Annotated in this window: 20 protein-coding genes; 17 read left to right on the top strand and 3 right to left on the bottom strand. The window is 70.9% G+C overall.

The window, feature by feature from the left end; translation table 11 throughout:
* Positions 1-5: 5 nt before the first annotated feature.
* The 4 genes from TSO352_RS28400 to rpmB all read left to right on the top strand — a co-directional run bounded on the left by TSO352_RS28400 (position 6) and on the right by rpmB (position 4,238).
* Entirely contained in the window at positions 6-1,646 is a 1,641-nt protein-coding gene (locus tag TSO352_RS28400) for an ABC transporter ATP-binding protein (protein ID WP_109110406.1), read from the top strand.
* A 97-nt stretch (positions 1,647-1,743) separates the two neighbouring features.
* Entirely contained in the window at positions 1,744-2,754 is a 1,011-nt protein-coding gene (meaB, locus tag TSO352_RS28395) for a methylmalonyl Co-A mutase-associated GTPase MeaB (RefSeq protein WP_109110405.1), read from the top strand.
* A gap of 218 nt (positions 2,755-2,972) precedes the next feature.
* Positions 2,973-3,731: a phasin family protein gene (locus tag TSO352_RS28390; RefSeq protein WP_109110404.1), complete on the top strand. Its 759-nt coding sequence runs from the start codon at positions 2,973-2,975 to the stop codon at positions 3,729-3,731.
* A gap of 207 nt (positions 3,732-3,938) precedes the next feature.
* Positions 3,939-4,238 (top strand): 50S ribosomal protein L28, encoded by a 300-nt coding sequence (gene rpmB, locus TSO352_RS28385; RefSeq protein ID WP_109110403.1) that lies wholly within the window; start codon positions 3,939-3,941, stop codon positions 4,236-4,238.
* Positions 4,239-4,437: 199 nt separating this feature from the next.
* Here rpmB and TSO352_RS28380 read toward each other — a convergent pair whose 3' ends face one another.
* Positions 4,438-5,031 carry a RecX family transcriptional regulator gene (locus tag TSO352_RS28380; RefSeq protein WP_109110402.1) on the bottom strand — a complete coding sequence of 198 codons (594 nt, stop codon included), beginning with the start codon at positions 5,029-5,031 and terminating at the stop codon, positions 4,438-4,440.
* A gap of 135 nt (positions 5,032-5,166) precedes the next feature.
* Here TSO352_RS28380 and TSO352_RS28375 point away from each other — a divergent pair, with 135 nt between their 5' ends.
* The 6 genes from TSO352_RS28375 to TSO352_RS28350 all read left to right on the top strand — a co-directional run bounded on the left by TSO352_RS28375 (position 5,167) and on the right by TSO352_RS28350 (position 10,428).
* Positions 5,167-5,970: an ABC transporter permease gene (locus tag TSO352_RS28375; protein ID WP_109110401.1), complete on the top strand. Its 804-nt coding sequence runs from the start codon at positions 5,167-5,169 to the stop codon at positions 5,968-5,970.
* A gap of 124 nt (positions 5,971-6,094) precedes the next feature.
* Complete coding sequence (locus TSO352_RS28370; protein WP_247872481.1) at positions 6,095-7,267, top strand: aspartate aminotransferase family protein; 1,173 nt, start codon at positions 6,095-6,097, stop codon at positions 7,265-7,267.
* Positions 7,264-8,202, top strand: coding sequence for an ornithine carbamoyltransferase (gene argF, locus TSO352_RS28365; protein ID WP_247872480.1), 939 nt, complete (start codon positions 7,264-7,266; stop codon positions 8,200-8,202). Before TSO352_RS28370 ends, argF begins: the two co-directional genes overlap by 4 nt.
* Positions 8,203-8,464: 262 nt before the next feature.
* The gene (locus tag TSO352_RS28360) at positions 8,465-9,406 is read left to right on the top strand and encodes an Hsp33 family molecular chaperone HslO (protein ID WP_109110399.1); all 942 of its coding nucleotides are present in this window, start codon (positions 8,465-8,467) and stop codon (positions 9,404-9,406) included.
* A gap of 109 nt (positions 9,407-9,515) precedes the next feature.
* Positions 9,516-10,112 carry a hypothetical protein gene (locus tag TSO352_RS28355; protein WP_109110398.1) on the top strand — a complete coding sequence of 199 codons (597 nt, stop codon included), beginning with the start codon at positions 9,516-9,518 and terminating at the stop codon, positions 10,110-10,112.
* A gap of 61 nt (positions 10,113-10,173) precedes the next feature.
* Positions 10,174-10,428 (top strand): hypothetical protein, encoded by a 255-nt coding sequence (locus TSO352_RS28350; RefSeq protein WP_109110397.1) that lies wholly within the window; start codon positions 10,174-10,176, stop codon positions 10,426-10,428.
* A gap of 124 nt (positions 10,429-10,552) precedes the next feature.
* Here TSO352_RS28350 and TSO352_RS28345 read toward each other — a convergent pair whose 3' ends face one another.
* Positions 10,553-12,445 carry a potassium transporter Kup gene (locus TSO352_RS28345; RefSeq protein ID WP_109110396.1) on the bottom strand — a complete coding sequence of 631 codons (1,893 nt, stop codon included), beginning with the start codon at positions 12,443-12,445 and terminating at the stop codon, positions 10,553-10,555.
* 317 nt (positions 12,446-12,762) lie between these two features.
* On the opposite strand from TSO352_RS28345, the gene TSO352_RS28340 reads away from it, so the two are divergent.
* From TSO352_RS28340 to TSO352_RS28310, 7 genes are all read left to right on the top strand, one after another.
* Entirely contained in the window at positions 12,763-14,337 is a 1,575-nt protein-coding gene (locus TSO352_RS28340; RefSeq protein ID WP_109110395.1) for a diguanylate cyclase, read from the top strand.
* A gap of 154 nt (positions 14,338-14,491) precedes the next feature.
* Positions 14,492-15,082, top strand: coding sequence for a hypothetical protein (locus TSO352_RS28335; RefSeq protein ID WP_109110394.1), 591 nt, complete (start codon positions 14,492-14,494; stop codon positions 15,080-15,082).
* Positions 15,083-15,097: 15 nt separating this feature from the next.
* The gene (locus tag TSO352_RS28330; protein ID WP_109110393.1) at positions 15,098-15,619 is read left to right on the top strand and encodes a hypothetical protein; all 522 of its coding nucleotides are present in this window, start codon (positions 15,098-15,100) and stop codon (positions 15,617-15,619) included.
* Positions 15,620-15,727: 108 nt separating this feature from the next.
* On the top strand, positions 15,728-18,910 hold the full coding sequence (locus tag TSO352_RS28325) for an error-prone DNA polymerase (protein ID WP_109110392.1): 3,183 nt from the start codon (positions 15,728-15,730) through the stop codon (positions 18,908-18,910).
* 111 nt (positions 18,911-19,021) lie between these two features.
* Complete coding sequence (locus TSO352_RS28320; protein ID WP_109110391.1) at positions 19,022-19,423, top strand: VOC family protein; 402 nt, start codon at positions 19,022-19,024, stop codon at positions 19,421-19,423.
* Between the two features lie 39 nt (positions 19,424-19,462).
* Entirely contained in the window at positions 19,463-20,179 is a 717-nt protein-coding gene (locus TSO352_RS28315; protein WP_109110390.1) for a YafY family protein, read from the top strand.
* Between the two features lie 72 nt (positions 20,180-20,251).
* Positions 20,252-21,097, top strand: a complete 846-nt coding sequence (locus TSO352_RS28310) for a LytTR family DNA-binding domain-containing protein (protein WP_247872479.1) — start codon at positions 20,252-20,254, stop codon at positions 21,095-21,097.
* Here TSO352_RS28310 and TSO352_RS28305 read toward each other — a convergent pair.
* Positions 21,094-22,110 carry an NAD(P)H-dependent glycerol-3-phosphate dehydrogenase gene (locus tag TSO352_RS28305; RefSeq protein WP_199231779.1) on the bottom strand — a complete coding sequence of 339 codons (1,017 nt, stop codon included), beginning with the start codon at positions 22,108-22,110 and terminating at the stop codon, positions 21,094-21,096. The genes TSO352_RS28310 and TSO352_RS28305 overlap by 4 nt on opposite strands.
* Positions 22,111-22,217: the final 107 nt, after the last annotated feature.

The following is a 22,217-nucleotide window of genomic DNA, read 5'->3' as shown; positions in this document are numbered from 1 at the left end:
CCGACATGACCACCATGCCCCCCAACCCCGACCTCCTCTCCGTCCGCGGCCTGCGCGTCGAGTTCCGCTCGGGTGCCGGCGTGACGCAGGCGGTGAAGGGCGTGTCCTTCGATCTCCAGAAGGGCGAGACGGTGGCGCTCGTCGGCGAATCGGGGTCCGGCAAGTCGGTCACCGCGCTGTCGATCCTGCAACTGCTGCCCTACCCGACGGCGCACCACCCCGCTGGCTCGATCCGCTTCCGCGACACCGAGCTGCTGGGCGCCGAGGAAAAGACCCTGCGCGGCGTGCGCGGCAACCGCATCGCCATGATCTTCCAGGAGCCGATGACCTCGCTGAACCCGCTCCACAGCATCGAGCGGCAGATCAACGAGACGCTGTTCCTGCACAAGCGGCTGTCGCGCAGCGCCGCCCGCGCCCGCACGCTGGAGCTGCTGCGCCTGGTCGGGCTGCCCGACCCGGAAAAGCGGCTGACCGCCTACCCGCACGAGCTGTCGGGCGGCCAGCGCCAGCGGGTGATGATCGCCATGGCGCTGGCCAACGAACCCGACCTGCTGATCGCCGACGAGCCGACCACGGCGCTGGACGTCACCATCCAGGCTCAGATCCTGGCGCTGCTGAAGGATTTGCAGAGCCGCTTCGGCATGGCGCTGCTGCTGATCACCCACGATCTGGGGGTGGTGCGCAAGATGGCCGACCGCGTCTGCGTGATGAACCAGGGCGAGATCGTCGAGCAGGCCAAGGTCGCCGACCTGTTCGTCCGCCCCCGCCACCCCTACACCCAGAAGCTGCTGTCGGCCGAACCGCGCGGCAACCCGCTGACCCCGCCGGAGGACGCGGCGGAGGTGATGGCGGCCGACCGGCTGAAGGTGCATTTCCCGATCAAGAAGGGCCTGCTGCGCCGCACCGTCGACCATGTGAAGGCGGTGGACGGCGTCGACGTCGCGGTCCGCCGTGGCCACACCGTCGGCGTGGTCGGCGAATCGGGGTCGGGCAAGACGACGCTGGGGCTGGCGCTGCTGCGGCTGCACGCCAGCCAGGGCGCCATCCGCTTCGACGGCACCGACATCCAGGGCTGGCAGCCCAAACGGCTGCGCCCGCTGCGGCGCGAGATGCAGATCGTTTTTCAGGACCCCTACGGCAGCCTGTCGCCCCGCCTGTCGGTCGGCCAGATCATCGGCGAGGGGCTGGGCATCCACGGCATCGGCGACCGCGCCGACCGCGACGCCATGGTGGCCAAGGCGCTGGAGGAGGTCGGCCTGCCGCCCGAGTCGCGCAACCGCTACCCGCACGAGTTCTCCGGCGGCCAGCGCCAGCGCATCGCCATCGCCCGCGCCCTGGTGCTGAAGCCGAAATTCGTCGTGCTGGACGAGCCGACCTCGGCGTTGGACATGTCGGTGCAGGCGCAGATCGTCGATCTGCTGCGCGACATCCAGGCCCGCCACAACCTCGCCTACCTGTTCATCAGCCACGATTTGCGGGTGGTGCGGGCGCTGTCCAGCCACGTCATGGTGATGAAGGACGGCAAGGTGGTGGAACAGGGCCCGACCCAGCGCATCTTCGAGGCGCCGCAGCAGGAGTACACCCGCGCCCTGCTCGCCGCCGCGCTGAACCTGGAAGCGGTGGAGTCGCCGGCGGTGCGGACGTGAGGGTGCGGACGTGACGTCGCGGGACTGCCGGACGCTTTATCCGGGACCGCGCCGCGGGTAGGGTGGCGGTCCCTCCGCACAGCCCGACGCCACCGCCATGACCGACACCGCCCCGCAAGATGCCGCCCGCCTCGCCGAAGCCGTCCGCTCCGGCGACCGCCGCGCTCTGGCCCGTGCGATCACGCTGATCGAATCGACCCGACCCGACCACCGCGCCACCGCCGACGCGCTGCTGGCGGCGCTGCTGCCGCACACCGGCAACTCGGTGCGGCTCGGCATTTCCGGCGTGCCGGGGGTGGGGAAGTCGACCTTCATCGAGGCGTTCGGGCTGCACGTCATCGGGCTGGGGCACAAGGTCGCGGTGCTGGCGGTCGATCCGTCGTCGCAACGCACCGGCGGCTCGATCCTGGGCGACAAGACGCGGATGATCGACCTGTCGCGCGACCCTGACGCCTTCATCCGCCCATCGCCCGCCGGGTCGACGCTGGGCGGCGTGGCGCGGCGCACCCGCGAGGCGATGCTGATCTGCGAGGCCGCCGGCTTCGACGTGATCATCGTCGAGACGGTCGGCGTCGGCCAGTCGGAAACCGCGGTCGCCGACATGGTCGACCTGTTCATGCTGCTGCTGCTGCCGGCCGGCGGCGACGAACTGCAGGGCATCAAGAAGGGCATCGTCGAACTGGCCGACCTCGTCGTCGTCAACAAGGCCGACGGCGACCTCGCCGCCACCGCGCGCCACACCGTCGCCGATTACCGCCACGCGCTGACCCTGCTGCGCCACGGCGACTGGCGGGTGCCGGTGCTGAGCTGCTCCGCCGTCCACAAGACCGGCGTCGACACCGTCTGGGACACCATCGACGAACACCGGACGCTGACCGCGGCCAACGGCCAGCGCGCCACCCGCCGGGCCGAGCAGGCCCGCGCCTGGCTGTGGAGCGAGATCCGCGAGTCGCTGATCGACCGCTTCCGCGCCCATCCCGCCGTGCGCGCCGATCTGGCGCGGATCGAGGCGAGCGTCACCGACGGCACGATCATCCCGACCACGGCGGCGCACAGCCTGCTGGCCCGCTTCCTCGATCAAACGGGTGATCCGGCGGCCGGCGCATAACCCGAACAGCTTATGCTGCACCGCAACAAAACTGTTGCACCGCAGCGCCCGTGGGGATATTTTGGATCGGGCGGGAAAGGGGCGTCGCGCGCCGGTAACGGCGGCTGCGCTTGGGCCGGGGTGCCCGCGGTCTCCTGGGGTTACGCCGGAGCGGCCTTTCCGTTTCCGCCAACGCGTTTCCGCCAATGTCCAAGGCACCGTCCACGGGAGACAACGCCATGTCCGCACGTCCCACCCCCGCCAATGTCCTGGGTCTGTTCACGCAGGCCGGCTCGCTGGCCAAGACCAACGCCGAGACGACCGCCGCCAAGTCGGCGCGCGTCGCCGGCCTGATGCAGGACGGCTATCGCCGCTGGTTCGACGGCGTCACCGCCTCGGTCAACGACGCCAGCCGCCTGGCCGCCGGTCTGGGCAAGGCCCGCAGCCCGGCCGATCTGGCGGCGCTGCAGCGCGACTGGCTGTCCACCACCCAGGCCCGCGTGACCGAGGGCGTGCAGGGCTTCCTGGACGTGTCCGCGAAGATCGCCGCCGAAATCACGACGCTGCCGGCCGTGGCGACCGCGCCCAAGGAGGCCCCGACGGCCGTGGCCCCGGTTGCGGCCCCCGTGGCGGCTCCGGTCGCGACCCCGGCCCCCGCGCCGAAGCCGGTCGCGCCGAAGGTCGAGGCCAAGGTGGCCGCCCCGGCTCCGGCCGCTCCGATCCCGCCCCCGGCCCCGGTGGCCGCTGCCCCCGTTCCGGAAGCGCCGAAGCCCGCGCCGGCTCCGGCTCCGGTCGCCGAAACGGCTCCGGTCGCCACCACGGCGGCCGCCAAGCCGCTGGAGGTCCCGGTCAAGGCCCTGGTCGAAACCGTGAAGGCCGAGAAGGTCGCGCCGGTTGCCGCTCCCAAGGCGGCGCCGGCCGCGGTCAAGGCGGAGGCCAAGCCGGCCGCGCGCCGTGGTGCCAAGCCGGCCGCGAAGACCAGCTCGACCCTCAACTGAAGAATCGGCGCGGCGCCGTCTCTTCGTCTGATCGAAGAGGCCGCCGCGCTTCGACTCGTCCCGACTCGGACGGCCGCTCGTTTTTCGTGGGTTTGTTTGCGGATCCCGGCTTGACGACCGCGCTTTTGTTCGACTATATAGCGGCCTCCTTCGGGCGGCGGGCCGTCCGATACCGGGTTTCATTTGCTAAAATAAAGGATCAGTCCGATGGCACGTCGGTGCGCCGTGACCAACAAGGGCACGCAGTTTGGCAACAACGTCAGCCATGCCAACAACAGGAATCGCCGTCGCTTCCAGCCGAACCTCCAGGACGCGTCGCTGCTCAGCGACAGCCTGGGGCAGGTGGTGCGTCTGCGCATCTCGGTGAACGCGATCCGCTCGATCGAGCACAAGGGCGGCATCGATGCCTTCCTGCTCGACGCGAAGGACGACGTGCTGAGCCTGGACGCCCGTCGCCTGAAGCGTCGTATCGCCAAGGCGCAGGAGAAGCAGCAGGCCGCGGCCTGATCGCTTCCCGATCTGGATCGCGTTTGGTGTGCTGAGGCGGGGCGGTCATCCGTTCCGCCGACGAGAATTAGGACGCGTACAGGACGATTCCGACTCCCGGTAGAGAGCGGCGCGCGACATCCGAAAGGGTGCCGCGCGTTTCGTCGTTTCTGGGGTCGGCGATGGGGCACGCGTGCCGGTGCCGAAGCGGGACCGCCCCCTATTCCCCCGACAACTCCTCCGGATCCTCCGCGTCGACCACGCGCCGGGCGATCTCATAGCCGAAGCCGGCGCGGCCCAGCGCCGCCAGGTCCTTGTCGCGGTGGGCCGCCCGCACCTCCGGCAAGCGGTAGGGCCCCAGGCGCCGCCGTCTGGCGAGCGCCAGCGCCGCCGACAGGTCCAGGTCCGGGCCGACATCCTCGCGCAGGCTGTCCAGCGCCTTGTCGGCCTCGTCGCGGCCGATGCCCTTGCCGGCCAGCTTCTGGGCGATCAGGCGGGTGGAGGCGCCGCGGCGGTGCAGGCTCTCGGTCCGCATGCGGGCGTAGGTCTCGTCGTTCAGCAGGCCGCTGCGGACGTAGCGGGCCAGCAGTTCCTCGACCCAGCGGGCGCCCTCCTCGCGGTCGGTGTCGTGCGCCCTGGCCGACAGATCGACCTTGCGCATCAGCACCCGGCGCAGGTTGGCGGTCGAGCTGGCGAAGCGCTCCAGATAATACAGCGCGGCGTTCTCCAGATACTGCGGGGTGACCCGCTTCACCGGCTTTCCGGCCGGCTGGGACGTTCCCGTCCGGGGTGGACGCTTATCGTCGGTGTTCATGGCAGTCCCTTCGGCGGCGGCGGTTGCCGGACGGGCGGGCCGCACGTACAGTCCGTGACCCTCTCGGCGCCGTAAAGTTCCGGCCCCTTCAGCCACGCCCGGCGGCGCGGGCCAAAAAAGGCAGATCGTGACGCGATGACCCTTCCCCTTCCTCCCATGCCCCGCGACGTCGGTTCCGTCAACTGGATCGGCCTGTGGACGCTCTACGCGCGTGAGGTCCGCCGCTTCATCAAGGTCCACCAGCAGACCGTCTGGGCGCCGGTGGTGACGACGCTGCTGTACTACGCGGTGTTCGCCCTGTCGCTCGGCTCGGCGGTGCGGATGGTGGGAAGCACGCCCTACCTGGAGTTCCTGGCCCCCGGCCTGATCATGATGGCGATGGTGCAGAACGCCTTCGCCAACACCTCCTCCTCGGTGGTGATCGCCAAGGTGCAGGGCAACATCGTCGACATCCTGATGCCGCCGCTGTCGCCGGCGGAGCTGGTCAGCGGCTTCGTCTTCGGCGGCATCACCCGCGGCGTCGTGGTCGGGCTGGTCACCGGGCTGGCGATCTGGGCGGTGATCCCGATGCACATGCCGCACCCCGGCTTCGTGCTGTTCCACGCCGTCATGGCGTCGATGCTGCTGTCGCTGGTCGGGCTGGTCGGCGGCGTCTGGTCGGAGAAGTTCGACAACATCGCCGCGGTGACCAACTTCGTGGTGACACCGCTGTCCTTCCTGTCCGGCACCTTCTATTCGGTCGACACCCTGCCGGAAATCTTCTGGTGGGTCGCCCATTTCGACCCGTTCTTCTACATGATCGACGGGTTCCGCTACGGTTTCATCGGCACCTCGGACGGGTCGCGCTGGCTTGGCGTCGCCGTGATGCTGGGGGTGAATCTCGGGCTGTGGTGGCTGGCGTGGCGGATGTTCAAGACTGGCTACAAGCTGAAGGCGTAAAAACGCCGGGGAACCTTGCGTCTTTTCCGCCCTATCCGTTGACAGAACCCATCAATCTCCGGATATTTGCCGTTCCCGGCGGGCAGGTCTGTCCGCCGTTTTTTCGTTTTGGGAGGCCAAAGCCGTGATCCCCGTCGTTATGCCCACATACGCCCGCGCCGATGTCGTGTTCGAGCGTGGCGAAGGTCCGTATCTCTACGCGACCGACGGGCGACGATTCCTCGACTTCGCCGCCGGCGTGGCGGTGAACGCCCTGGGTCACGCGCATCCCTATCTGGTTGAAAAGCTGACCGAGCAGGCGAAGAAGCTGTGGCACACCTCCAACCTGTTCCGGGTCGCCGGGCAGGAGAGCCTGGCCACCCGCCTGACCGCGGTCACCTTTGCCGACACTGTGTTCTTCACGAACTCGGGTGCCGAGGCGTGGGAGTGCGGCGCCAAGACCGTTCGCAAGTTCCACTACGAGAACGGCAACCCGCAGAAGAACCGCATCATCACCTTCGAGCAGGCCTTCCACGGCCGCACCATCGCGTCGATCTCCGCCGCGAAGCAGGAGAAGCTGATCAAGGGCTTCGCCCCGCTGCTCGACGGCTTCGACCAGGTGCCGTTCGGCGACCTGGAGGCGGTGCGCGCCGCGATCACGCCGCAGACCGGCGGCATCTGCATCGAGCCGATCCAGGGCGAGGGCGGCATCCGCACCGCTTCGGTGGAGTTCCTGCAGGGCCTGCGCGCGCTGTGCGACGAGCATGGCCTGCTGCTGTTCCTGGACGAGATCCAGTGCGGCATGAGCCGCACCGGCAAGCTGTTCGCCCATGAATGGGCCGGCATCACGCCGGACGTCATGTGCGTCGCCAAGGGCATCGGCGGCGGCTTCCCGCTCGGCGCCTGCCTTGCCACCGAACGCGCCGCCTCGGGTATGACCGCCGGCACCCACGGCTCGACCTACGGCGGCAACCCGCTGGCGACCGCCGTCGGCAACGCCGTGCTGGACGTCATGCTGGAGCCGGGCTTCCTCGACGGCGTCCTCGCCGTCGCCGGCGTCCTGCGCGGCCGCCTGGAGGATCTCGTCGCCCGGCACCCGTCGATGTTCCTGGAGCTGCGCGGCGAGGGGCTGATGCTGGGCCTGAAGCTGGGCCAGCCGGTCGGCGACGTGGTGGCGACGCTGCGCGCCAACGGCCTGCTGTCGGTCCCGGCCGGCGACAACGTGGTGCGGCTGCTGCCGCCGCTGATCATCGGCGAGGCCGAGGTGGATGAGGCCGTCGGGATTCTCGACCGCACGGCGCGGGAGTGGGTGGCATGAGCGTCGACATGAGTGTCCGGCATTTCCTCGACATCGACCGGCTGGACGGCGCGACGCTGCGCCGGCTGCTCGACCACGCGGTGCGGATCAAGGCGGCGCTGAAGAAGGACCGCCTGGCCTACGGCGACCTGCTGGCCGGCCGGTCGCTGGCGCTGATCTTCGAGAAGCCGTCGACCCGCACCCGCGTGTCGTTCGAGGTCGGCATGCAGCAGTTCGGCGGCAAGGTCGTCGTGCTGAAGCCCGACGACATGCAGCTGGGCCGCGGCGAGACGATCGGCGACACCGCCCGCGTGCTGTCGCGCTTCGTCGACGCGGTGATGGTCCGCACCACCGGCGAGGAGCGGGTGCATGAACTGGCCGAACACGCCAGCATCCCGATCATCAACGGCCTGACCGACCAGACCCACCCCTGCCAGATCATGGCCGACCTGATGACCTTCGAGGAGCATCGCGGCCCGATCAACGGCCGGGTGATCGCCTGGGTCGGCGACTGCAACAACGTCGCGGTGAGCTGGGCGCACGCCGCCGTCCGCTTCGGCTTCGAGCTGCGGCTGGCCTGCCCGTCGGTCTACGGCCCGTCGCCGGAGCTGCTGGCCTGGGCGGAGCGCGAGGGCACCGGCCGGCTGATCCTCACCGCGTCGCCGGAAGAGGCGGTGCGCGGGGCCGAATGCGTCATCACCGACGCCTGGGCCTCGATGCACAACACCGACATCGACGAGCGCGCGGCGATCCTGTCGCCCTATCAGGTGAACGAGGCGCTGATGGCGCACGCCCACCCGGACGCGCTGTTCATGCATTGCCTGCCGGCCCACCGCAACGAGGAGGTGACCGACGGCGTGATCGACGGCCGCCACTCCGTCGTCTGGGACGAGGCGGAAAACCGCCTGCACGCCCAGAAGGCCATCCTCGGCTGGTGCATGGGCGTGCTGGACTGAGGCGCGCCGCATGCCCCCTCCCCATCCCTCCCCCGCCTTTGGCGGTGGAGGGGGCGGGACGCTTGCCGGCGTAACGTGACTGCCAGAACGGCGGCAGTCCCCTCTCCCGCGAAGCGGGGGAGGGTTAGGGAGGGGGCATAACGCCCCCACACCACAGGCTGCCCCATGCATGGGTGCCCTGCCGGCCTTGATTCGGCCCGCCGCCGCCCCGATCTTGCGCCCAACACCCTCATCACCGGTCTTCATCCAAGGAATCCGCCCGATGGACGATCCCTCCGTCCGCCCGCTCACCGATGATTTCGTCCTGCCGTTCCAGATCGAGGCGTCGCGCCTGCGCGGCCGCACCGTCAAGCTGGGGCCGGCGATCGACGAGATCCTCTCGCGCCACGACTACCCGCCCACCGTCGCCCGCTTCCTGGCGGAGACGGCGACGCTGGCCGTGCTGCTCGCCAGCATGCTGAAGTACGAGGGCATCTTCACCCTCCAGACCAAGGGCGACGGGCCGATCCGCATGATGGTGGCCGACGTCACCTCGGTCGGCGACCTGCGCGCCTTCGCCCAGTTCGATCCCGAGGCGCTGGCCAAGGCCGAGCGGGACGTGGAGATCGCTCCGGCCGCGGCGCTGCTCGGCAAGGGCCACATCGCCTTCACGGTGGACCAGGGGTCCGACACCGACCGCTACCAGGGCATCGTCGAGCTGTACGGCAAGACGCTGACCGACTGCGTCCAGCATTACTTCCGCCAGTCGGAGCAGATCGACACCGGACTCAGCGTCTCGGTCGACCGCGCCACCAACCCGGACGGGACCTTCGGCCCGTGGCGGACCGGCGGCATCATGATCCAGCGCCTGCCGCAGGAGCAGGGTCTGGTCGCGTCGGACAAGGAAGACGACTGGCGCCGCGCCATGGTGCTGATGGCCAGCATCACCGGCGACGAGATGCTGTCGACCGACCTGACGTCGGCCGACCTGCTCTACCGCCTGTTCCACGAGGACGGCGTGCGGACCTACGAGGGCAACGCCCTGCGCTTCGGCTGCCGCTGCTCGCGCGACCGGGTGGAGACGATGCTGCGCGGCCTGCCGCGCGACGAGGTGCAGGAGCTGAAGATCGACGACGGCCGGGTCGAGGTGACCTGCCAGTTCTGCTCGACCGATTACCACTTCACCGACACGGATCTCGACCGCGTCTACGGTCCGGCCGCCTGACCGCGGAATAGGGACCGGAACCTGAGCGTTCATCAGGGGCGCGGCGTCCGCGCCGCGCCCCCTTTTTCTGACCTCAAACCTCCTCCAACACCCCCCACCCGGAGCCCCCATGCTGTCGCGCCGCCTTGCCCTCGCCGCCGGAATGGCCACCTTCCTGCTCGCCGCCTGCCAGAGCGCACCGCCGCGGCCGGCGCCGCGGGGGGTGGATTTCTCGAACTTCGGGCCGATCGTGCTGGGCGCCGGGACCATCGACGTGGTGAACGCCTACCGGCCGCTGGGCGGCAAGCATGTCGAGGACCGGGCGGCGGTGCCGCCGGCGGAGGCGGTGCGGCGCTGGGCGACGGAGCGGTTGCAGGCCGCCGGCGGGCCGGGCCGGGTGCGCGTCACCATCAAGGACGCCAGCATCGTCGAGGTGCAGTTGCCGAAGAAGCAGGGCCTGACCGGCTATTTCACCAACGACCAGGCCCAGCGCTACGACGGCCGCATCGAGGTCGAGGTGACCGGCGAGGTGCCGGACACCGGCAGCGGCTCCTTCCGCGGCGTCACGCGGTCGACCGTCACCCACTCCACCACCGTGGCGGAGAACATCTCGCTGGCCGACCGCGAGGCGACCTTCGCCGACATCACCCGCCGGATGATGGAGGACCTGAACGCCCGCCTCGACGCCGGCATCCGCAAGGAACTGGCGCCGATAGTCCGGCGCTGAGCGGGTTGGCCCGGCGCTTGCGACAGGGGCACTCGACGTTTCGTCACAACGGAGAGTGCCCATGCCGAAATTCGACCTCTACGTCGTCCGGCCGCCGGATGGCTCGGCCACCATCACCGCGATATCCGAAGACAAGCAGCAATCCTCGCAGGCGGCGCTGCGCAACCTCAGCCGGTCGGGCTGCCTGGTGAAGTCGCTGGGCGACATCGAGCTGTGCTTCGTCAAGAAGTCGGAGGCACAGATCAAGCTGGAATTGGCGGTGCGGCAGATGTTCGCCGCCTCCGCCTACAAGCCGCCGGTGTCCATTGTCTGGTGATGGGCGTCTGGTGATCGACCGCCGGTGAGCGGTCTTCGGGCGGGGGCGGCAGAAACTGCCCCCGCCCGCCGCCCGGCGGCACAGTCTACCCGGCGAAAAGCGCCCGCCGCCAAAACGCCCGCCGTCAGATCTCCAGCTGCATGCCCAGCTCGACCACGCGGTTCGGCGGGATGCAGAAATACTCCGTCGCGCTGCCCGACATCTTCGACAGCAGGATGAACAGGGGCTCCTGCCAGCGCGGCAGGCCGGCCTTGCCCCGGGTGCGGATCAGCGTCTCGCGGCTGACGAAATAGGTGGTCTCCATCGGCTCGAACGGCAGGCCGGGGATGCGCTTGCCCTCCAGCGCCGCCGGCAGGTCGGGTTCGTCCTTGAAGCCGAAATGGACGATCAGGCGGAAGAAGCCGGCCGACAGCGGTTTCAGATCGAAACGCTGCTCCTCCGCCACATGGGGGACGTCCTCGATGTCGACGGTCAGCAGGACGACGCGCTGGTGCAGCACCTTGTAATGCTTGAGGCTGTGCAGCAGCCCCGGCGGCAGGCCGCGCGGGTTGCCGGTCAGGAACACCGCGGTGCCCGACACCCGTTGCACCGACCCGCCCTTCAGCCGCTCCACCAGCAGGTCGAAGGGCAGCGAGTCCTCGGCCAGCCGCTTGCGCACCACCTCGCGCCCGCGCCGCCAGGTCGCCATCAGCAGGAAGACCAGGGCGCCGACGACCAGCGGGAACCAGCCGCCCTCCTCCACCTTGACCAGATTGGCCGAGAAGAAGGCCAGGTCGACCGACAGGAACACCACCAGCGCCAGCACCGCCTGCCACAGCTTCCAGCGGCCGAGCGAGCGCGCCACCTTGTAGGCCAGCAGCGTGGTCGCCACCATGGTGCCGGTCACCGCGATGCCGTAGGCGGCGGCGAGGTTGCTGGAGGTCTGGAAGCTCAGCACCAGCACGAGGACGCCGGCCAGCAGCAGCCAAGTCAGCTGCGGCATGTAGATCTGGCCCTTCTCGTGCTCCGACGTGTGCATCACCTCCATCCGCGGCAGATAGCGCAGATGCATCGCCTGCAACGTCACCGAATAGGCGCCGGAGATCACCGCCTGCCCGGCGATGATGGTGGCGGCGGTGGCCAGCAGCAGCAGCGGCACCTGCGCCCAGTCGGGCGCCAGATGGAAGAAGGGGTTCTCGATCGCCGCCGGTTCGTGCAGCAGCAGGGCGCCCTGGCCGAAATAGCACAGCAGCAGCGACGGCAGCACCAGCCCGTACCAGGCCATGCGGATCGGCTTGCGGCCGAAATGGCCCATGTCGGCGTAGAGCGCCTCGGCCCCCGTCACCGCCAGCACCACGGCGCCCAGCAGCAGGTAGCCCTTCCAGCCATGCTGGGACAGCATCTCCACCGCATGGCCGGGCCAGACGGCGGCCAGCACGCCGGGATAGCGGACGATCTGCCCGATCCCCAGCGCCGCCAGCGTGACGAACCACACCAGCATCACCGGCCCGAACAGCTTGCCGACCCGCTCGGTGCCGAAGCGCTGCAGCACGAACAGCCCGATCAGGATGGTCAGGGTGATCGGGATGACGTAACGGTCCAGGCCGGGGGCGACGACGTGCAGCCCCTCCACCGCGCTCAGCACCGAGATCGCCGGGGTGATCAGGCTGTCGCCGTAGAACAGCGACGCCCCCATCACGCCGATCGCCATCACCAGCCCGGTCCGCCGGTGCCCCGGCCGCATCCCGCGCAGCGCCAGCGCGGTCAGCGCCAGGATGCCGCCCTCGCCCTGGTTGTCGGCGCGCATGATGAAGACGACGTACTTCACCGTCACCGTGATGACCAGCGCCCAGAAGATCAGCGACAGCACGCCCAGGATCACCTCGGGGGTCAGCGGAAAGCCACCGCCTTCGGTCAGGCATTCGCGCAGCGTGTAGAGCGGGCTGGTGCCGATGTCGCCATAGACGACACCCAGGGCACCCAGCGTGAGCGTCCGCAGCTTTGCCGCCCGCTCCCGCCCGTCCATGCTTGCTTCCATCCCCGGTCCGCTCCTGTCCCGTTTCACCCGCGCCGCGGCGCCGCCCGATGGCAGTGCTTCCGTGCGACAGCCATGCCTAAGGTGGCTTGCGGTGAGCACGCAAGCACCGAATGGCGAAACGCGCAACCCGCCCGTCCCGATCCATCGCCGCCCCGTCCGGGCGCCGGCCGCGCCTGATATAGGGCGCGGCGACGGCTTCACAGGCCCTGGTACCCGTTTTCGGCGACAGCTGCGGCCATGACACGGAACCGTTGCATCGGCAGCGGCGGCGTGTTTCCATCCATACGTGCACATTATGCCGGGCCAAGCCGGGGACCATGTCCAAAGATTTTATGTTCGCCTCGGACAATCCGGCGGCGGCCACCCGGCCGCTGTCCAACGCCGCCCCGCCCTGGCTGGTCCTGGTCGCCGACGACGAGCCGGAAATCCACGCCGTCACCCGGCTGGCGCTGGCGCGGCTGCGTTTTCGCGGGCGGGCGGTCCGGCTGCTCGGCTGCGCCTCGGCGGCGGAGGCGGACCGGGTGCTGCGCGACACGCCGGACATCGCCGTCCTGCTGCTGGACGTGGTGATGGAGACCGACGACGCCGGGCTGCGGCTGGTCCGCACCATCCGCGAGGACATCGGCAACACCGCCATCCGCATCATCCTGCGCACCGGCCAGCCCGGCCAGGCGCCGGAGGAGGACGTCGTCCTCGACCACGACATCGACGGCTACACGGCGAAGACCGAGCTGACGGCGCGCAAGCTGCTCACCACCGTGGTCGCGGCGCTGCGCTCCTACGCCGCCATCCGGGCGCTCGAGTCGGGGCGCAACGGGCTGGAGCGGATCGTCCGCGCCACCGACCGCCTGTTCGTGCCGCGCGACGACGACGCCTTCGCCGCCGAACTGCTGGCCCAGATGCCCGGCGTTCTGAACGCCGCGCCCCACGCCGTGCTGCGCCGCGGCGACAGCGTGATCGCCGCGACCGGGCGCTACGCCGCCGGGGCGGCGCTGCCGCCCGCGGCGGCCGACGCGCTGGCCCGGGCGCTGCGGTCCGGCGTCTGCGTGGTGGAGAATGGAACGCTGGAGGGCGGGGACAACGGCGTGGACGGCGGCGTGGACGGCGGCGTGGACGGCGGCGTGGACGGCCCCCTGGACGGCGCGGGCATCGCGCTGCCGGTCCGCACGCCGCCCGGCGGTGATCCGGGCGATCCGCTGGTCGCCTGGATCGACGCCGGCCGGCCGCTGGACGCGACGGACCACGGCCTTGCCGAGCTGTACGCCTCGCGGATCGGCATGGCCTTCGCCAACCTGCGCCTGACCGAACGGCTGCGCGAGGCGACCGAGACGCTGGAGCAGCGCGTCGCCGAACGCACCCGCGCGCTGGAGGAGGCCAACGCCCGGCTGAACCGGCTGGCGACGCTGGACCCGCTGACCGGGGTGTGGAACCGCCGCCGCTTCCTGGAGCTGGCCGGGGCCGAGCTGGCGCGGGCGCGGCGCTATGGCCGGCATCTCGGGCTGTTCCTGCTCGACCTCGACGGCTTCAAGGCGATCAACGACCGTCACGGCCACGCCGCCGGCGACGCGGTGCTGCGCGCGGTGGTCAAGCGGACGCGGGCGGCCCTGCGCTCGTCCGACCACATCGCCCGCTTCGGCGGCGAGGAGTTCGTGGTGCTGCTGCCGGAAACCGACGGCGACGGCACCGCGGTGGTGGCGGAGCGGGTGCGCGCCGCGCTGGCCGACGGCCCGGTGATGGTGGAGGACCGCGCCGTCGCGGTGACCGGCAGCCTCGGCATCGCCTCCTGGCTGCCGGAGGAGCCGACGATCGAACAGACCCTGCGCCGCGCCGACGACGCGCTCTACGCCGCCAAGCGGGCCGGCCGCAACCGGGTGGAGCGGGCGGCGGGCTGATCCCGCCCCCACGGCTCGCCATTCCCGCCGCTGTCGGAATTCGTCGCAGCGCGGCGGTTGAATGCTTCAGGTGTAAAGGATACTCCTGTGTCATCGGGGACATGGGCCGGGCGGCGGTGGCCGGGCGCGGGTCCCCCGTTGCGGGGGTTGCACCATGTGGCAGGACTACACCAACGCGCTGCTGACCGCCTTCGGGCTGTCCGGGCTGGGGTTCGGCATCGGCAAGCTCGTCATCATCACGGGCGAGCGGGCGATCGAACGCCGCCACGGGTCGGAAGGCGCGCGCGACACCATCGCCCGCCGCGCCAAGATGGAAACCCGCTTCGAAGCCCGCCGGACCGAGCGGGCCGCCGAGCTGAAGCAGATCGACAACTCGGTCGAGGAGACGCTGCGCCGGCGCAAGACGCTGGAACGCCAGCTCGAAGACCAGCGCCGCTCCGGCGACCGGCTGGTCCGCCTGATCGGCGAGGAGGTCAAGGGCTGCCCCTGCTTCGTCGCCATGGTCGTCAACAAATACGTCGGCACCGCCAATTTCCAGCAGAGCCAGCACGCCCTGATCGGTTCGAGCTGGTCGCAGCCGCAGACCGTCGAGGTCTGGGCGCGCTCGATGCCCGACGCCCGGGCGGAGATCGAACGGCGCTACCCGCCGGCCTTCGGCTACACGGTGACGCGCATGCAGGAGTTTCTGGCGCCTGAGTCGTCGAGCAAGCCGCCAGCCCAGCCGGCGGTCGCGAAGGCGAGCTGAGGGAGCCCCCGCGCCATGGACAGCATGCCCTACGTCTTCGCCGGCTTGGTCGGCTTCGCCTCGCTCGCGGTGTCGCTGCTGCTGGCGCTGCGCCGCCTGAAGACCTCGGAGGAGCGGATCGCCAACACCGCCTCGCGCAAGCAGGCGCAGGCGGAACGCATCCGCAAGGTCGCCCGCGTCACCCTGCAGCAGGCCCGCGACCTGCGCGACGCCCGCCGCCGCAAGGCGATGGCCGAGATGGGCTGCGAAGGCGTGGAGGAGCGGCTGAAGGCCGCCGGCGCCGACCACCGCCGCATCTATGTGCTGGACGACCGGCGGACCCAGAAGGACCAGGGCTGGGTCCTGCGGGTGGTGAACATCCAGTACGCGGCGCGCGTCAACGCCGACCTCACCCCGACCGCGCTGGACAGCTGGAAGCAGGGCCGCCGCTTCCTGGTCTGGGCGCAGGACGACAAGAAGGCCCGGGAAAAGCTCTACGCCCGCTATCCCGACAACAAGGGCTTCGCCGTCATGGGCGTGGAATCCTACCAGCAGTAAGGGCGCTGCGGCGTGAGCCGCGTCCGCCATCCTCCGATGACAGCCGTCCTATTTCCGGGCTATCATCCCCAGACGTGACCCACCGGCCGCGCCTGGACGTCTTTCACCATGATCCGCTACGCCGAACTTCAGGTCGCCACCAGCTTCAGCTTCCTGGAGGGCGCCTCCCACCCCGACGAGCTGGCCTTGACCGCCGCGGCGCTCGGGCTCTCGGCGATCGGCGTCACCGACCGCAACTCGCTGGCCGGGGTGGTGCAGATGCACGCGGCGGCGAAGAGCGCGGGGATCCGGGCGCTGATCGGCTGCCGGCTCGACCTGACCGACGCCGACAGCCTGCTGGCCTACCCGACCGACCGCGCCGCCTACGCCCGGCTGTCGCGCCTGCTGACGCTGGGCAAGCGGCGGGCGCCGAAGGGCGAGTGCTTCATCGCCCGCGCCGACGTGCTGGCCCACGCCGAAGGGCTGCTGTTCCTGCTGCTGCCCCCCGACAGTCCCTCCGGCTGGCGCGACGACGGCTTCGTGCAGGAATTGCGGGCGTGGCGCAGCGGCTTGGCGCGCGGCCAGCTCCACCTGGCGGCGAGCCACCGCTACCGCGGCGACGACACCCGGCGGCTGCGCTGGCTGGCCGGGCTGGCGGAGGCGGAGCGGGTGCCGCTGGTCGCCACCAACGACGTGCTCTACCACGGCGCCGGGCGGCGGGCGCTCGCCGACGTGATGACCTGCATCCGCCACCACACCACCATCGACGCGGCGGGCTGGCGGCTGGCGGCCAACGCCGAACGCCACCTGAAGCCCGGCGTCGAGATGGCCCGCCTGTTCCGCGACCATCCCGACGCCGTCGCCCGCACGGTGGAGATCGCCGAGGCCTGCCGCTTCTCGCTGGAGGAGCTGCGCTACGAATACCCCGACGAGGTGGCCGAGGGCGGCGACCCGCAGGCGACGCTGGTCGCGCTGACCTGGGACGGCGCCGCGACGCAGTATCCCGCCGGTGTTCCCGACCCGGTGCGCGCCACGGTCGAGCGCGAGCTGGCGCTGATCGCCGAGCTGCGCTACGCCCCCTATTTCCTGACCGTCCACGACATCGTCCGCCACGCGCGGGAGCAGGGCATCCTGTGCCAGGGCCGGGGCAGCGCCGCCAACTCCGCCGTCTGCTACTGCCTGGGCATCACCGCGGTCGATCCGGCCGAGTTCGACCTGCTGTTCGAACGCTTCATCTCCACCGCCCGCAACGAGCCGCCGGACATCGACGTCGATTTCGAGCATGAGCGGCGCGAGGAGGTCATCCAATACATCTACAAGAAGTACGGCCGCGACCGGGCCGGGCTGACCGCCACCGTCATCCGCTACCGCGCCCGCGGCGCGCTGCGCGAGGTCGGCAAGGCGATGGGGCTGTCGGCCGATCTGGTGGCGCGGCTGACCGGCTCGATCTGGGGCTGGAGCCGCGACGGCGTCGACGAGGAGCGCGCCCGCAGCCTGGGCGTCGACCCCGACGACCCGCGGCTGCGCCGGACGCTGGAGCTGGCGCAGGAGCTGATGGGCTTCCCCCGCCACCTGTCGCAGCATGTCGGCGGCTTCGTCATCACCCGCGGGCCGCTGTCCGACCTCTGCCCGGTCGCCAACGCCGCGATGGAGGACCGCACCACCATCGAGTGGGACAAGGACGACATCGACGCGCTCGGCATCCTGAAGGTCGATGTGCTGGCGCTCGGCATGCTGACCTGCATCCGCAAGGCGTTCGACCTGATCGAGCAGCGGCACGGCCGGCGCTGGACGCTCGCCACCCTGCCCAAGGAGGACCCGGCGGTCTACGAGATGCTGGGCCGCGCCGACAGCCTGGGCGTCTTCCAGGTCGAGAGCCGGGCGCAGATGAGCATGCTGCCGCGCCTGCGCCCGAAAACATTCTACGACCTGGTGATCGAGGTCGCCATCGTCCGCCCCGGCCCGATCCAGGGCGGCATGGTGCACCCCTACCTGCGCCGCCGCAGCGGGGCGGAAAAGATCACCTACCCGATGAAAGCCCTGGAGCCGGTGCTGAAGCAGACGCTCGGCGTGCCGCTGTTCCAGGAGCAGGCGATGAAGATCGCCATGGTCGGCGCCGGCTTCAGCGCGGCGGAGGCCGACCGGCTGCGCCGCGCCATGGCCGCCTTCCGCAAGACCGGGCAGGTCCACCTGTTCCACGACAAGTTCGTCGCCGGCATGATCGCCAACGGCTGCGACCCCGACTTCGCCAAGCGCTGCTTCCAGCAGATCGAGGGCTTCGGCGAATACGGCTTCCCCGAAAGCCACGCCGCCAGCTTCGCCCAGCTGGTCTACGTCTCGGCCTGGATCAAGCGCCACCACCCCGCGATCTTCGCCGCCGCCCTGCTGAACAGCCAGCCGATGGGCTTCTACGCCCCCGCCCAGATCGTCCGCGACGCCCGCGAGCACGGCGTGACCGTCCTGCCCCCCGACGTGAACCTCTCCGCCTGGGACTGCACGGTGGAAGAGTGTCCCTCTCCCACCCCGAACCAATCCCTTCTCCCCCCCGGGGAGAGGGGGATATGCCTCCGCCTCGGCTTCCGCCTGATCAAGGACTTCACCGAGCCCCACGCCGACGCCGTCGTCCTGTCGCGCGCCGGCGGCTACCACGACCCCCACGACCTGTGGCGCCGCGCCCGGCTGCCGGTCGCCGCGCTGGAAAAGCTCGCCAGGGCCGACGCCTTCCGCTCCGTCGGGTTCGACCGCCGGGCGGCGTTGTGGGCGGTGCGGGCGCTGGGCGACCAGCCGCTGCCGCTGTTCGCCCGCCTCGACGGTCCCATCGCCGACGAACCCGCGGCACCGCTGCCCGCCATGGCGCTGGGCGAGCATGTGGTGATGGATTACGGCAGCCTGTCCCTGTCGCTGAAGGCCCACCCGCTGGCGCTGCTGCGCGACGGGCTGCCCGGCGTCACCGTGGCGGAGCGGCTGGCGCAGACCCGCGACGGCCGGCGGCTGACCGTCGCCGGGCTGGCGCTGGTGCGCCAGCGGCCGGGCAGCGCCGAGGGCGTCGTCTTCATCACGCTGGAGGACGAGACCGGAGTCGCCAACCTCGTCGTCATGCCCGACGTCTTCGAGACCTTCCGCCGCCCGATCATGACCGCCCGGCTGATCGCCGCCACCGGCCGGGTGCAGAACCACGAGGGGGTGGTGCATCTGCGCGTGGAAACGCTGCTCGACCTGACCCACCGGCTGGCCGAGCTGACCGGGGAGGACGCCCCCCTGCGCACCGCCCCCTCCCCGGGCCCCTTCCCCAAGGGCCGCAATTTTCATTGAGGGGGCTGAATGCTCCTGACAGGACGCTGTCAGGAGGGGATGTGCTATCAAGAGGGCGTGCCGGCACGAACCACGAAACGATCCACTCCCCTCTGTCAGGAGCCTGTTTCCATGACTTCGCAAGCCACCTCGCAGACCGTGTCGCCGAACGTCGCCGTCTGGTTCGAAATCCCGGTCACCGACCTCGCCCGCGCCGTGCGCTTCTACGAGGGCGTCTTCGCCGTCGGCCTGATCCAGGAGCCCTGCCCCAGCGGCATGACCATGGCGGTCTTCCCGGCCGAACCCACCGCCGTCAAGGGCTGCCTGATCCAGCACGAGAACTGCACGCCCAGCGCCGACGGCACCACCGTCTACCTGAACGGCGGCGACGACCTGTCCGCCCCGCTGGCCCGCGCCGAGCAGGCCGGCGCCCGGATCGTCGTGCCGAAGACGCTGATCACGCCGGAGATCGGCTATTTCGCCCAGTTCATCGACAGCGAGGGCAACCGCATCGGCCTCTATTCGATGCGCTGACCCGCCCGACCGGAAACGCCGCCCCACCGGAAACCGCCCATGCGCCGCGCCGACCGCCTGTTCCAGATCGTCCAGCAGCTCCGCAAGGGGCGGCTGGTGACGGCGGCCGAGCTGGCGCGGTGCCTGGAGGTGTCGGAGCGCACGGTCTACCGCGACATGCGCGACCTCGCCTCCTCCGGTGTCCCGGTGGAGGGCGAGGCGGGGGTCGGCTATCTGCTGCGCGACGGCTACGACCTGCCGCCGCTGATGTTCACCCGGGACGAGGTGGAGGCGCTGGTGGTCGGCGCCCGCCTCGCCCGCGCCTGGGTCGGCGGCGGCCTGGCCGACGCCGCCGCCCGCGCGCTGGAGAAGGTCGAGGCGGTGGTGCCCGAAGCCCGCCGGCGCGAGCTGGCCGACAGCCGGGTCTTCGTCCCCGACTTCTCCTTCCCGGCGGCGCTGCGCGAGCGGATGGACGTGCTGCGCTGCGCCATCAACGCCCGCCGCGTCGTGCTGTTCGACTACCGGCGCGAGGACGGCACCCACTCCGCCCGCGCCGCCCAGCCGCTCGGCCTGTTCTTCTGGGGCCGGGTGTGGACGCTCGGCGCCTGGTGCGAGCTGCGCGAGGAGTTCCGCAGCTTCCGCATCGACCGGATGGAAACCCTGCTGGCGCTCGACCGCCGATTCGACGAGATCCCCGGCCGCGGCCTGGAGGACTATCTCGCCCGCTGGCGCGACGAGGCGTGCAAGGGGCGATGGTCCGAGTCTGAACGGCCCTGAAACGGCTTGACCTTGCGGGCGGTTACGCGAAGCTCCCGCCAACGCCGGCAGCGTCCATCGGGGCCTTCATCCTTGCAACTCCACGCTCAGCGTTCCTCGCCGATGCCCTATCGCCACCGCCTGCTGCGACGGCGCCTGCCGCTGATGGCGGCGACCATCGTCACGCTGGCGGTGCTGGGGCCGTTCGGCACCTTTCGCGAGATGGGCTTCGGCGTCCGGCTGGCCTATTGGGGGAGCCTGATCGCCACCGGGTCGCTGATGTTCGAGCTGGTGATGGTGGTCGCCCGCCGGGTGCTGCCCGACCTGGAGCGGTCATGGCCGCTGATGCTGGCCGCCGCCTTCGTCACCGTCAGCCTGGGCCAGACCATCGTGGTCGCCCTGCTGGAGCACCATCTGCGTGACCGGGACTATCTCTCCCCGGCCGGGCTGGCCGAGCTGTTCGGCTATGTGCTGGTCATCACCGCGCTGGTGTCGGCCCTGCCGGTCTGGCTGGAGCTGCGCGACCATGGGCTGGTGGGCCACGCCCCCGCCCCCGCACCGGCAACCCCCGGTCCGGCGCCCCCTGATCCGGCGCCGGCCACCGCGTCCGACGCCCCCTTCCTCGACCGCATCCCGCCCCGACTCGGCCGTGAGCTGCTGGCGCTGGAGATGGAGGATCATTACGTCCGCGTCCACACCACGGGCGGCAGCGACCTGATCCTGATGCGGCTGCGCGACGCGGTGGCGGAGCTGGCCGGGATCGACGGCCTGCAGGTCCACCGCTCCTACTGGGTGGCCGCCGCCGCGGTGGCGGCGGTGGAGCGCAAGCCGGACGGCAAGCTGGCGCTGCGCCTGACCAACGGCCTGCGCGTGCCGGTCAGCCGCACCCACGCCCCGGCGGTGCGCGCCGCCGGCTGGACGGAAAAGGCGGTTCCCTAAACCCCTTCACCACGGAAGGGACGCGACAGCAGCCCGTCGATGGTCTCGTCCAGCCCGGCGCCGTGGTTGAGGATGGCGTCGACGGCGGCGCAGATCGGCATGTCGACCCCCCGCGTCGCCGCCAGCCCGACCACGGCGGCGGCGGTGTAAACCCCTTCCGCCACCGAGCGGCGGACGGCCAGGATGTCGGCCAGCGCCTTGCCCTCGCCCAGCGCGGCGCCCAGCGACATGTTGCGCGATTGCAGGCTGGAGCAGGTCAGCGTCAGGTCGCCCAGCCCCGACAGCCCCATCAGCGTCTCCGCCCGGCCGCCGAGCGCCAGCGCCAGCCGGGTGATCTCGGCCAGCCCGCGGGTGATCAGCGCCGCCCGCGCGTTGTCGCCCAGCCGCCGCCCCTCGACCACGCCGCAGGCGATCGCCAGCACGTTCTTCACCGCCCCGCCGACCTGCGAGCCGACGACGTCGTCCGACCGGTAGGGCCGGAAGGTCCGGCTGCCCAGCGCCGCGACCAGCGCCGTGCCCAGGTCATGGTCCGCACAGGCCAGCGTCACCGCGGTCGGCAGGCCGCGCGCCACCTCCGCCGCGAAGGTCGGGCCGGACAGGATCGCCACCGGCGTGCCGGCGGGCAGCGCCGCGGCGACCGCCTCGCTCATCAGCGCGTGGCTGTCCAGCTCGATCCCCTTGGCGCAGACCACCACCGGCGCCCCCGGCTTCAGCACCGGCGCCATCCGGGCGCAGACCGCGCGGGCGTGCTGCGCCGGCGACACCAGCAGCACCGCGTCGCAGCCGCCGAGATCGTCCAGCTCACCGGTGACCCGCAGCGCGTCGGGCAGCGGCACGCCCGGCAGATAGTCGCGATTCTCGCGCCGGATGCTCATCGCCTCGACCACCGCCGGCTCGCGCGCCCACAGCAGCGTGTCCCGCCCGGCCCGCAACGCCGCCAGCGCCAACGCCGTACCCCAGGCGCCGCCACCGACGACACCGACACGGTTGAGGGGGGAGGAAGCCGAATTCATCATCTCGCCACTCTCGCTATACCGTCCTTAAGACCCTCTCCCGCCCCGGGAGAGGGAGGGACCCGCCGAAGGCGGGAGGGCGAGGGGTGATCCAGACATGGAGCTTG

This window comes from Azospirillum sp. TSO35-2, assembly GCF_003116095.1.
Taxonomy (GTDB): Bacteria; Pseudomonadota; Alphaproteobacteria; order Azospirillales; family Azospirillaceae; genus Azospirillum.
Note: the sequence above shows the minus strand (reverse complement) of the source record. Positions and strands in the feature narration are given on the sequence as shown.

Bases quoted from the DNA above. Each gene is read 5' to 3' on its own strand.
- TSO352_RS28400 (WP_109110406.1), top strand. From the start codon at position 6: ATGACCACCATGCCCCCCAACCCCGACCTCCTCTCCGTCCGCGGCCTG.
- meaB (WP_109110405.1), top strand. From the start codon at position 1,744: ATGACCGACACCGCCCCGCAAGATGCCGCCCGCCTCGCCGAAGCCGTC.
- TSO352_RS28390 (WP_109110404.1), top strand. From the start codon at position 2,973: ATGTCCGCACGTCCCACCCCCGCCAATGTCCTGGGTCTGTTCACGCAG.
- rpmB (WP_109110403.1), top strand. From the start codon at position 3,939: ATGGCACGTCGGTGCGCCGTGACCAACAAGGGCACGCAGTTTGGCAAC.
- TSO352_RS28380 (WP_109110402.1), bottom strand. From the start codon at position 5,031: ATGAACACCGACGATAAGCGTCCACCCCGGACGGGAACGTCCCAGCCG.
- TSO352_RS28375 (WP_109110401.1), top strand. From the start codon at position 5,167: ATGACCCTTCCCCTTCCTCCCATGCCCCGCGACGTCGGTTCCGTCAAC.
- argF (WP_247872480.1), top strand. From the start codon at position 7,264: ATGAGCGTCGACATGAGTGTCCGGCATTTCCTCGACATCGACCGGCTG.
- TSO352_RS28360 (WP_109110399.1), top strand. From the start codon at position 8,465: ATGGACGATCCCTCCGTCCGCCCGCTCACCGATGATTTCGTCCTGCCG.
- TSO352_RS28355 (WP_109110398.1), top strand. From the start codon at position 9,516: ATGCTGTCGCGCCGCCTTGCCCTCGCCGCCGGAATGGCCACCTTCCTG.
- TSO352_RS28350 (WP_109110397.1), top strand. From the start codon at position 10,174: ATGCCGAAATTCGACCTCTACGTCGTCCGGCCGCCGGATGGCTCGGCC.
- TSO352_RS28345 (WP_109110396.1), bottom strand. From the start codon at position 12,445: ATGGAAGCAAGCATGGACGGGCGGGAGCGGGCGGCAAAGCTGCGGACG.
- TSO352_RS28340 (WP_109110395.1), top strand. From the start codon at position 12,763: ATGTCCAAAGATTTTATGTTCGCCTCGGACAATCCGGCGGCGGCCACC.
- TSO352_RS28335 (WP_109110394.1), top strand. From the start codon at position 14,492: ATGTGGCAGGACTACACCAACGCGCTGCTGACCGCCTTCGGGCTGTCC.
- TSO352_RS28330 (WP_109110393.1), top strand. From the start codon at position 15,098: ATGGACAGCATGCCCTACGTCTTCGCCGGCTTGGTCGGCTTCGCCTCG.
- TSO352_RS28325 (WP_109110392.1), top strand. From the start codon at position 15,728: ATGATCCGCTACGCCGAACTTCAGGTCGCCACCAGCTTCAGCTTCCTG.
- TSO352_RS28320 (WP_109110391.1), top strand. From the start codon at position 19,022: ATGACTTCGCAAGCCACCTCGCAGACCGTGTCGCCGAACGTCGCCGTC.
- TSO352_RS28315 (WP_109110390.1), top strand. From the start codon at position 19,463: ATGCGCCGCGCCGACCGCCTGTTCCAGATCGTCCAGCAGCTCCGCAAG.
- TSO352_RS28305 (WP_199231779.1), bottom strand. From the start codon at position 22,110: ATGAATTCGGCTTCCTCCCCCCTCAACCGTGTCGGTGTCGTCGGTGGC.